At 66.8% G+C, this 9885-nt stretch carries 9 protein-coding genes; 2 read left to right on the top strand and 7 right to left on the bottom strand.

What is annotated here, in order from left to right; translation table 11 throughout:
* From BLU67_RS08150 to BLU67_RS08125, 6 genes are all read right to left on the bottom strand, one after another.
* Positions 1-241: helix-turn-helix domain-containing protein (locus tag BLU67_RS08150; RefSeq protein ID WP_143027354.1), on the bottom strand; the 241-nt coding region annotated here is incomplete at its 3' end.
* A gap of 97 nt (positions 242-338) precedes the next feature.
* Positions 339-533: a hypothetical protein gene (locus BLU67_RS08145; RefSeq protein ID WP_092564794.1), complete on the bottom strand. Its 195-nt coding sequence runs from the start codon at positions 531-533 to the stop codon at positions 339-341.
* 126 nt (positions 534-659) lie between these two features.
* Complete coding sequence (locus tag BLU67_RS08140) at positions 660-1559, bottom strand: amino acid ABC transporter permease (RefSeq protein WP_092564792.1); 900 nt, start codon at positions 1557-1559, stop codon at positions 660-662.
* Complete coding sequence (locus tag BLU67_RS08135) at positions 1556-2221, bottom strand: amino acid ABC transporter permease (RefSeq protein ID WP_092564790.1); 666 nt, start codon at positions 2219-2221, stop codon at positions 1556-1558. The genes BLU67_RS08140 and BLU67_RS08135 overlap by 4 nt, the downstream gene beginning before the upstream one ends.
* A gap of 74 nt (positions 2222-2295) precedes the next feature.
* Positions 2296-3144 (bottom strand): glutamate ABC transporter substrate-binding protein, encoded by an 849-nt coding sequence (locus BLU67_RS08130; RefSeq protein WP_092564788.1) that lies wholly within the window; start codon positions 3142-3144, stop codon positions 2296-2298.
* Positions 3145-3156: 12 nt separating this feature from the next.
* On the bottom strand, positions 3157-3906 hold the full coding sequence (locus BLU67_RS08125) for an amino acid ABC transporter ATP-binding protein (protein ID WP_092564786.1): 750 nt from the start codon (positions 3904-3906) through the stop codon (positions 3157-3159).
* Positions 3907-4081: 175 nt separating this feature from the next.
* Between BLU67_RS08125 and BLU67_RS08120 the strand changes: the two genes are divergently transcribed.
* The gene (locus BLU67_RS08120; RefSeq protein ID WP_222842435.1) at positions 4082-5776 is read left to right on the top strand and encodes a formate--tetrahydrofolate ligase; all 1695 of its coding nucleotides are present in this window, start codon (positions 4082-4084) and stop codon (positions 5774-5776) included.
* Between the two features lie 175 nt (positions 5777-5951).
* On the opposite strand, the gene BLU67_RS08115 is transcribed toward BLU67_RS08120, so the two are convergent.
* Complete coding sequence (locus BLU67_RS08115) at positions 5952-8267, bottom strand: S1 domain-containing protein (RefSeq protein ID WP_092564782.1); 2316 nt, start codon at positions 8265-8267, stop codon at positions 5952-5954.
* Positions 8268-8358: 91 nt separating this feature from the next.
* On the opposite strand from BLU67_RS08115, the gene miaB reads away from it, so the two are divergent.
* Entirely contained in the window at positions 8359-9882 is a 1524-nt protein-coding gene (miaB, locus tag BLU67_RS08110) for a tRNA (N6-isopentenyl adenosine(37)-C2)-methylthiotransferase MiaB (RefSeq protein ID WP_092564780.1), read from the top strand.
* The last annotated feature ends 3 nt before the right edge of the window (positions 9883-9885 follow it).

The following is a 9885-nucleotide window of genomic DNA, read 5'->3' as shown; positions in this document are numbered from 1 at the left end:
AACGGAGCGAGAGGATGCGATGCTCACGCTTCTTTGGGAGCCGGTTTGGTGAGGTGCGCGGGCGGGAGGAACGGTCTGTGAGTGGCAGACCAGCGCGATAACGTGCCGCCCATTTCTGTGCGGTCGAGGGCGAGACTTGGAGCCGTTGGGCTGCGCGCCTGATTGGCCAGCCCTCGTCCACGATCAGGATGGCAAGACGGCGGCGCCCTTCGGGTGTAAGGGGTGCGTTAGCGTGAGACATGAAGACCTCCGGTGACTGGATGCGAGTGTGGTAACCCACATCCTGCCGGAGGTCTTCATCTCATCTCGACCGTTCGCAACGTCCCAAGGAACTACAGCTAGACCGCTAGTTCCGTACGCAGCACCCCGTCCCCTGTTTCAATGGGCTTGTTCTGGGCGACGATCTCCTGGAACTGGGGAGTGTTGTCGTAAAGCTCATCGAGAAGCGGATTGCGGCGACGCGTCCGAATGACCTTCACCGGGTAGACCGCTACCGCGCTGTTTGTCAGGACACGTTGAGCGTGCTCGGTCACTTCCTGTCACTGGCTCGCGACCGACATGCAGGCGGATCCCGTCCGGCTCACCTCGGATCTGCAGTTCATCATGGAAGGCGACGTAAGGCGCGCCCTGCAGAAGATGGCAGCTCCCGCGCCTCGCGGCTAGTCGCCCTCGACGAGCACCGAGGGATCGACGTCTGTCACCATCTCGGCGTTGGCAGCCATCGCGCCCCCGGCGGTGCGGCTCGAGAGTTTGCGCTGCAGCCAGTCGGCCGTGAAACCGAGCAGAGTGTTGACGATGATGAAGATCAGTGCCGCGACGATCAGGGCGGGCAGCAGGTTGGAATACGAGGTTCCGACGAGCTTTGCCTGTCGCAGGAGTTCGGGGTAGACGACGATGTAGCCGAGGGCCGTGTCCTTCAGGATGACGACGAGCTGGGAGACCATTGCGGGCATCATCGCCACGAGTGCCTGCGGCAATTCGATATGGCGCAGCAGCTGGCCGTGGCGCAGCCCGATAGCTTTGCCCGCCTCGCGCTGGCCCTTGGGCAGGTTATAGACGCCGGAGCGCACGAGTTCGGCAATGACCGAGCCGTTGTAGAGTGTCAGGCCCAGGACCACGCCGTAAAACGGTGCGTCGGATGAGGAGATCACGCCCGTGCGGTTCGCGAGTTCGGAGAGCATGAAGTAGAAGAAGATCATCATGACGAGCACGGGCACGGCCCGGAAGAACTCGACGATGATGCCACACAGCCAGCGAATGGGCGCGATGGCGGATAGGCGCCCGATGCCAAGCAGCAGGCCCAAAATATTCGACGTGACGATTGCGATGACCGCGGCCTTCAGCGTGGCAAGAAGGCCCGGAATGAGGTACTCGCTCCAGACCTCGGCGGTGAAAAAGGGTTGCCAGGCCGCGGCCGCGAGTTGGCCCTTGTTGACCAGGAAGATGATGATCGCGATGACGATGCCGCCGACGAGCAATGCGCCGAGGGTGTTGAGGATCGCGAGGTTGCGGCGGCTGCGGGGGCCGGGAACGTCAAAGAGATTTTGCAGCTGGTTCATCGGGCCACCGCCAGACGCTTGGAGAGCCAGGTGAATAGCAGGCCCATGGGAAAGACGATGGCAACGAAGCCGAGGGCGATGACCATGAAGATGGCAAGTCCCTGGTTGGAGTCGAATTCGATCATCTGCTGCATGACTGTCGAGGCCTGCAGCACGGAGGCGGCGGCCGCGACGGTCGAGTTCTTTGTCAGGGCGATCAAGGTGTTGCCAAGGGGCGCGATTGCGCCGCGGAAGGCCTGGGGGAGGATGACGAGGTTCACCGTCTGGGTGAATCCAAGTCCGATCGAGCGGGCTGCCTCTGCCTGGCCGACGGGCACGGTGTTGAAGCCGGAGCGCAGCGACTCGCACACAAAGGCCGCGGTGTAGACGGCCAGGCCAATGACGGCCATCCAAAAGTTATTGCGCTGCAGGTCAGAGGAGACATTGACGCCGAGCTGGCCCCACAGCACGAGCCAGCAGCTCAAGATGATGAGGGTGAGTGGAGTGTTACGTACGAGGTTGACGTAAGCGGTTCCTGCGGCGCGCAGCGCGGCCGAGGGCGAGATCCGCATGACGGCGAGGATCGTGCCAAGGATCAGGGCGCCGATCGCGGAGAAGAAGGTCAACTGAATGTTGACCCAAAACGCCCCGACGACGTCGTAGTTGGCTAACAGTTCACCCATGGGGGCTGCGCTCTTCCTCTCCTTAGATGTGTTCCGGCCGCGGACGCTGAGCCCGCGGCCGGAATCATCGTGACTTAGCTGCAGTTACCGCCGGGCTTCGGCGGGTTCGTCGACTCGTTGGGCTTGTAGTTCTCACCCATGTTCTCCTTCAGGAACTTCTCCCAGGAGCCGTCGTCGATCATCTTGGTGAGGGCCTCGTTGACCTTCTCGCACATGTCGGAGTCCTTCTTGACACCGACGCCGTAGTTTTCTTCCGAAAATGGCGTGCCGGCGAGCTTGAGCTTGCCCTGGTACTGGTCCTGGGCGGCGAAGCCCGCGAGAATGATGTCGTCCGTCGTCACGGCATCGATGGTGCCGGAGCCGAGCAGCTCCACGCACTCGGAGTAGCCCTGGGCTTCCTGCAGCTGCACGCCCTGGGAGTACTCTTCCTTGATGCGTTCGGCCGGGGTGGAACCCGCGACCGAGCAGAGCTTCTTACCGTCGAGGCTGTCGGGGCCCGAGATATCGGAGTTGGACTCCTGCACGAGCAGGCCCTGGCCGGCAACGAAGTAGGGGCCCGCGAAGGCGACCTTCTCCTTGCGGTTATCGGTGATGGAGTAGGTCGCGACGATCATGTCGACCTGACCGTTGGCGATCATGTTCTCGCGCTGGGCGGAGACCGATTCCTTCCATTCGATCTGGTCTTCGTTGTAGCCGAGCTCCTTGGCAACGTACTTTGCGACGTCGACATCGAAGCCGGTGTAGTTGGCGCCTTCCTTCAGGCCGAGGCCGGGCTGATCGAACTTGATGCCGATCGTGATCTTGCCCTTGTCGCCGTCGCCGGATGCGTTATCGCCGCCCCCGTTGCCGTCGTTTGACGCACACCCGGCGAGGGCGAGTGCCGCGGCGGCCATTGCCGCCGCAATCTTGGTAGTCGTCCGCATGAGGTGTCTCCTTTAGTGAGTGATGAGCTTGGACAGGAAGTCCTTGGCCCGGTTGGACGTGGGGTTGGTGAAAAAGGTGTCGGGTTCGGCTTCCTCGACGATCTGGCCGTCGGCCATAAACACGACACGGTCGGCGGCTTTGCGAGCAAAGCCCATTTCGTGCGTCACGACGATCATCGTCATGCCGCCCTTGGCAAGGTCCGTCATGACGTCGAGGACCTCGTTGATCATTTCTGGGTCGAGCGCGGAGGTCGGCTCGTCGAAGAGCATGACCTTCGGGTCCATAGCGAGGGCGCGGGCGATGGCGACGCGCTGTTGCTGGCCGCCGGAAAGCTGCGCGGGGTACTTCTCGGCCTGGTTTCCGACCCCGACGCGCTCCAGCAGCTCCATCGCGCGCTTCTTCGCCTCGGGCTTTTTGATGCCGCGCACCTTCATCGGGCCGAGCATGACGTTATCGAGCACGGTGCGGTGGGCGAAGAGGTTAAAAGACTGGAAGACCATCCCGACCTTCGCGCGCAACTGGGCGAGCTCCTTGCCCTCCTTAGGAAGCTCCTGCCCGTCGATCGTGATCGTGCCGGAGTCGATCGTCTCCAACCGGTTGATCGTGCGGCACAGCGTCGACTTGCCGGAGCCCGAAGGACCGATCACAACGACGACCTCGCCGGGATTAATGGCGAGGTTGATGTCCTGTAAAACGTGCAGGTCGCCGAAGTGCTTGTTGACGTCGTGCAGGGCGACGAGGGGCATGTCGGAAGAGGCCATGACGGTGAACCTACCGCACTTAAGTGACCTGTGTCATGTCGGCCGGGTCACAGTTTGGCCACAATTGTTGTCGGGCGCAGCCAGCGGCGATGGGGACAGCGGCGGGTGAGACGTTTAAGCTGAGGGTGCGTGCAAGCGCACCGAGAACAACGACGTGAAAGGTTTCCGCGTGACACTGCCATCTGACCTCGAGATTGCCCGGGCCGCTGAACTCCGGCCGCTAACAGAGATTGCCGCAGCTGCCGGGCTCGATCCGGAGGCGATCATTCCCTACGGCCACCACGTCGCGAAAGTCCCGACGGCGGCCGTGACCGAGGAAGCGGCCCGCGAGCGCGCCAAGTACGTCGTCGTGACCGCGGTGACGCCGACGCCGCTCGGGGAGGGCAAGACGACGACGGCCGTGGGGCTGGCACAGGGCTTGCAGAAGATCGGTACGCGCGCGACGCTCGCGCTGCGGCAGCCGTCGATGGGCCCGACGTTTGGGATCAAGGGCGGCGCGGCCGGCGGCGGCTACAGCCAGGTCGTTCCGATGGAAGACCTCAACTTGCACCTGACGGGCGACTTTCACGCCGTGACGGCGGCGCACAACCTGCTCGCCGCGATGATCGACAATCACCTGCACCACGGCAACGAGCTGGGAATCGACCCGCGGGCGATCTCCTGGCCGCGCGTGCTCGACGTCAATGACCGCTCGCTGCGCAACGTCGTCATCGGGCTCGGCGCACGCGGCGATGGCGTGACGCGCCAATCCTCCTTCGACATCACCTCGGCCTCGGAGGTCATGGTCATCCTCTCGCTCGCCTCCGATCTCACCGATCTGCGCGAGCGGCTCGGGCGCATCGTCATCGGCTACACCTACGACGGCAAGCCCGTCACCGCCGAGGATTTGAAGGCCGCGGGTTCGATGGCCGTCATTTTGCGGCAGGCGATCGACCCGAACCTGCTGCAAACCACCGAAAATACGCCCGTGCTCATCCACGCCGGGCCCTTTGGCAACATCGCGACGGGCAATTCCTCCGTCGTCGCCGACCGGATCGGCATCCACATGGGCGAGGTGCTGCTCACGGAGGCGGGCTTCGGCGCGGACATGGGCGCCGAACGCTTCTTCAACGTCAAGTGCCGCGCCTCGGGCCTCGCGCCCGACGCCGCCGTCCTCGTCGTGACGGTGCGGGCGCTGAAGACCCACTCGGGGCGCTTTTCCGTCGTGCCCGGTAAGCCCTTGCCCGAGGAGATGCTCGCCGAAAACGTCGAGGACGTGCGGGCGGGCGCCGCGAACCTCGTCAAGCACATCGACATCGTGCGCTCCTTCGGGGTTGCGCCCGTCGTCGCGATCAACGTCTTCCCGACCGATCACGATTCGGAGCTCGCCGAGATCGAGGCGATCGCGCGCGAGGCCGGCGCCGAGGTGGCGCGCTCCACGCACGTCGCCGACGGTGGAGCGGGGGCCGTCGAGCTCGCGCGGGCGCTCATGACGGCGCTTAAGACCTTCGAGGTGGACTTTGCGCCGCTGTATCGCGACGATGAGCCGCTGGAGACGAAGATCGAGAAGATTGCGACGAGCGTCTACGGGGCCGACGGCGTGGACTTCGCGCCCGCGGCCCGGCGCGAGCTCGCCAAGTTCACCGAGCTCGGCTATGGCGATTTGCCGATCGTCATGGCGAAGACGCACCTGAGTCTGTCGGCCGATCCGAAACTGCTCGGCGCGCCGACGGGTTGGCGCCTGCCCGTGCGCCAGGTCCGGCTCGCGGCCGGCGCGGGCTATATCTACGCGATCTGCGGCGATATGCGCACGATGCCGGGCCTGTCCTCGCATCCCGCCGCCGAGCGGATCGACCTCGATTCCGAGGGCAACATTGTGGGACTGAGCTAGGGGCGGGATTGGGCCGCAGATCCCAACGGGCTGCTCATCGCGCACTTTGATCCCGACGCGGGCGAGGCAGACGTGGCCTTCCGCCTCGACGGCCAGGACGTGCGGATCATGCTGCTTGCGCCGGGAGCAGCGGGCGAGCTCGCCGCGCGGACCGATCTGGACGTGGGGCGATCGCCTAGATCCGCATGTCGTCGTGTGTGACGACGCGCGCGAACTCGTAGACCTCGCCCAGCTTCCAGTAGTGCAGCCGACGCGCCGAGGGGCTATTGCGTTCGAGCGCGACGCGGTAGGCCTTCGCACCGTCGGCGCGCTCGCGGTAGGGGTCATCGCCGCCCGGCCCGGTGCGTAGCCGGTGCAGGGCGCGCGAGTCGAGTTCGGCGGCGCGGCCCGTCAGCACGTCGACGATGACGTCGACGAGCTTGGCCTGGTCCAGGCCATGCAGCTGTTTGACCGTGGGTAGGAAATCGGGCCCGAGCGTGTAATCGGGCAGGGTTTCGCCGCGGCGCTCGCCGGTTGACAGGCGGGTGCGCCAGGCGCGAAAGACGGCGAAGCGCACCATCTCTTCGACGCTGACCTCCTCGCCGCCCCAGCCCGCGAGGCGTTTGGCGGCCAGTTGGCGTTTGGTTTGGCGCAGGTCCGTGCGTAGGGCGCGGACATCCTTTTCTAGGGCGTCGATGCGCAGCCGGAGCTTGCCGGCGCGCTCGCGCACCGCGACGTTTTGGCGGTCGGCGTCGCGCAGCCGCTGAGTGAGATCGGCGATCCGGGCGGCCGCGCCCGGCGGCATTGCTGCGGGCAGCGGTGCGGTTGGCGTGGCGGGTGCACTGGGGGACGCGATCGCGCTCGGCGTAAGGATCGGTACAGGTGCGGGGGTAGGTCCGGGCGCGGGGCTCGGCGCTGGGCTCGCGGCGCTCGCCTCGCGCTGGCCTTCGTCGTCCCGCCAGGACACGAGCGTGTCCCAGTCGACGCTTTCCTCCTCATCCTCCTCCGGTTCGGGGCCGGCGAGGCGGAGCCAGGGCGGGCCGCCGCGGGTCAGAGCCGGCGGGCGCACCGCCACCTCATCGTCGTCAACGTCATCGAGGCGCAACATGAGCTCGCCGTCCTCATCGCGTCCGACGCGCGCGGCGACGACCTCGTCGAGCGAAAACAGCGAGGTGAGCGCATCGCGCGGATTGGAGGTGACGAGCTCACGCGGGACGACGACCTCCACACCCGGCAGCAGCGCGAGAGACACGCGCGCGGGACGCACGTCGCGCACGCGCGCGAGGACGACGTCCCCGGGGGAGTAATCGAGCGTGGGCTTCGTGAGCATGTCGGTGATGTCGAGCCGGCGGCTGGACTCGTCGAGAATGCCCGTGACGCGCTGATCGACGGCGAGCAGCGAGGACAGCGGTGCCTGGGCGAGCGTGAGGTCGGACCAGATCGTGCAGTAGACGCCGTCGCTCAGCTCCACGAGCGCGCGAGTCTCGTCCACGAGGCCGCGCACGATGCCGCTGGCGGGGCGGGTCGCGGCGCCATGGGTGCGCAGCCGCGCAACGCGCATCGCATCGGCAAGCAGCACCTCGGTCGCGGCGGCCTCATCGTCGGGGCCGTAGGAAAACCGCAGCGGCGCGAGGTCGATGCGCTGCATCCATTGCGTGCCCGGCGGGTAGACGCGGGCCGCGCCGCCGTAGACGTTCGTGCCCGGCGGCAGCATGTCCGCGAGCCGCCAGGAGGTGCGATCGGTGGGCAGCAGCGCGATCTCCACGAGCCCCTTGAGGTGATCCTCGAGCTGCGCGACGTCGATGCTCGGCGCGAGCTGGCCCGTCGGGATGGAGATGACGAGCAGCGGGAAATCGCGCTCCGGGTGCATGAGGCGCGTGGCGAGGCATTCGGCGGCGCGTTCCCCGACGACGGTGTAGGTGGCGCTCGCGAGTTCGACGCTGCCCGCGGCCGCGGCCGGGCGTGAGTTAAGGATGCGGGCGCGCTCCTCGCGCTCCAGGCGCTTGCTCCGGGCCGCCACCGCGCGAATGTGGTGCGTGAGATCGCGCACGAGATCGCGGCTGGCGAGCTCGGGGGTGCGGGCGCCGGTGATTAGGCGTAGTCGCGAGGTGTGCGGCGCGGATGTCCACTTGCTGCCCGTCGGGTAGACGCGCCCGGCGCCACCAAAGACGTGCGTGCCCGCCGGCATATCGGCCTCGAAGGCGCGCGAGACATCGCCCGTGACCATGACGACGACGTCGGCCTTGCCGGCCGCGGCGGCCACGAGCGGGCCGGGCGGGATCGCGGGCGTTCTCTCGCCAAGCTTTGTCGTGAGCACGACGATCGGCACGGGCCGGTCCTCATCGATCAGGTAGTGCGCGAGGTTGCGCGCGAGGCGTTCGTCGTCGATCGTTTGGATCTCGCCGGCATAGGGGCGTTCGGCGGTGGGGGAGAGCGAAAGCGGTGAGACGTCCGGGGAGCGATCGGCGGGTGCGGGCGCCGCGCGCTCCTTCGAGCGTTTGCGCTTTGGCATGGTCTCCTCCTTGGATCGTTAGCCCTCCATTGTGCCAGCGATCACCGCAGCGGGTGCGGCAACGGGCCATAACGCCGTTAGAATCGGGGCGATGACTCCCACGACTTTTTCCGTGCGCACCCTCGGGTGCCAGATGAACGTGCATGACTCCGAGCGCATGGCCGGGCTCTTGATCGACGCCGGCTACACGCCGGTCGACCTCGTGCCCGATGCCGCGGCGCGCGCGACCGACGCGGGCGATGGCGGCGCCGACATCGTCGTCGTCAATACCTGTTCCGTGCGGGAAAACGCGGCCACCCGCCTGTTTGGCAACCTCGGCCAGCTCGCCGCCGTCAAGCGGGAGCGCCCCGGCATGCAGATCGCCGTCGGCGGCTGCCTCGCCCAGCAGATGCGCGAGGAGATCGTGCACCGCGCGCCGTGGGTCGACGTCGTGTTCGGCACGCACAATATCGACGTGCTGCCGGTGCTGCTGGAGCGCGCCCGCCACAATAACGAGGCCGCCGTCGAGATCGAGGAGTCGCTCAAGGTCTTCCCCTCGACGCTGCCCACCAAGCGCGAGAACCCGTACGCCGCCTGGGTCTCCATCTCCGTTGGCTGCAATAACACGTGCACGTTTTGCATCGTGCCCTCCCTGCGCGGCAAGGAGCGTGACCGCCGCCCGGGCGACATCCTCGCCGAGATTCAAGCCGTCGTCGACGCCGGCGCGATCGAGGTCACGCTGCTTGGCCAAAACGTCAACTCCTACGGGGTGGGCTTTGGCGACCGCGGCGCCTTCGCCAAGCTGCTGCGGGCCTGCGGCCAGATCGAGGGCCTGAAGCGAGTGCGCTTCACCTCGCCGCATCCGGCGGCATTTTCCGACGACGTGATTGACGCGATGGCCGAGACGCCGAACGTCATGCCGAGCCTGCACATGCCGCTGCAGTCCGGCTCCGATGCCGTGCTGCGCCAGATGCGGCGCAGCTACCGGTCGAAAAAGTTCCTCGGGATTCTTGAGCGCGTGCGCGACAAGATGCCCGATGCGGCCATCACGACGGACATCATCGTGGGCTTCCCGGGCGAGACCGAGGAGGATTTCGCGCAGACGCTCGCCGTCGTCGAAGCCTCCCGCTTTGCCTCGGCCTACACCTTCCAGTACTCGCCGCGCCCCGGCACGCCCGCGGCCGACCGCACCGATCAGGTACCCGCCGACGTCGTGACCGAGCGCTACCAGCGGCTCATCGCGCTGCAGGATCGGATCTCGACGGAGGAAAACGAGGCGCTGCAGGGCAGCGTCGTTGAGGTCCTCGTCGCCGATGGCTCCGGCCGCAAGGACGAGGCGAGCGAGCGGATCTCGGGGCGCGCCCGCGATAACCGGCTCGTGCACGTCGCGCTGCCGCCGGAGCAGGCCGGGCCCGCGCCGCGCCCGGGCGATATCGTGCGGGCCCGCGTCACCCACGGCGCCCCGCACTACCTCGTCGCCGATTCTGCGCTTGCCGGCGGGCTCTTCGAGATCGAACGTACCCGGGCGGGCGATACCTGGCAGGCCGCGCAGGCCGCAGCGCGCGAGGCCCGCGAGGCGAGCGAGCACCCCACCACCGCCGTCGGACTGGGGATGCCGAGCCTGCGCCGGCCCTAGGGG

The organism is Bowdeniella nasicola, from assembly GCF_900107735.1.
Classification (GTDB): Bacteria; Actinomycetota; Actinomycetes; order Actinomycetales; family Actinomycetaceae; genus Bowdeniella; species Bowdeniella massiliensis.
Note: the sequence above shows the minus strand (reverse complement) of the source record. Positions and strands in the feature narration are given on the sequence as shown.

Excerpts from the sequence above, each read along its gene's own strand:
- BLU67_RS08115 (WP_092564782.1), bottom strand. The coding sequence starts at position 8,267 with ATGCCAAAGCGCAAACGCTCGAAGGAGCGCGCGGCGCCCGCACCCGCC.
- miaB (WP_092564780.1), top strand. The coding sequence starts at position 8,359 with ATGACTCCCACGACTTTTTCCGTGCGCACCCTCGGGTGCCAGATGAAC.
- BLU67_RS08130 (WP_092564788.1), bottom strand. The coding sequence starts at position 3,144 with ATGCGGACGACTACCAAGATTGCGGCGGCAATGGCCGCCGCGGCACTC.
- BLU67_RS08125 (WP_092564786.1), bottom strand. The coding sequence starts at position 3,906 with ATGGCCTCTTCCGACATGCCCCTCGTCGCCCTGCACGACGTCAACAAG.
- BLU67_RS08140 (WP_092564792.1), bottom strand. The coding sequence starts at position 1,559 with ATGAACCAGCTGCAAAATCTCTTTGACGTTCCCGGCCCCCGCAGCCGC.
- BLU67_RS08135 (WP_092564790.1), bottom strand. The coding sequence starts at position 2,221 with ATGGGTGAACTGTTAGCCAACTACGACGTCGTCGGGGCGTTTTGGGTC.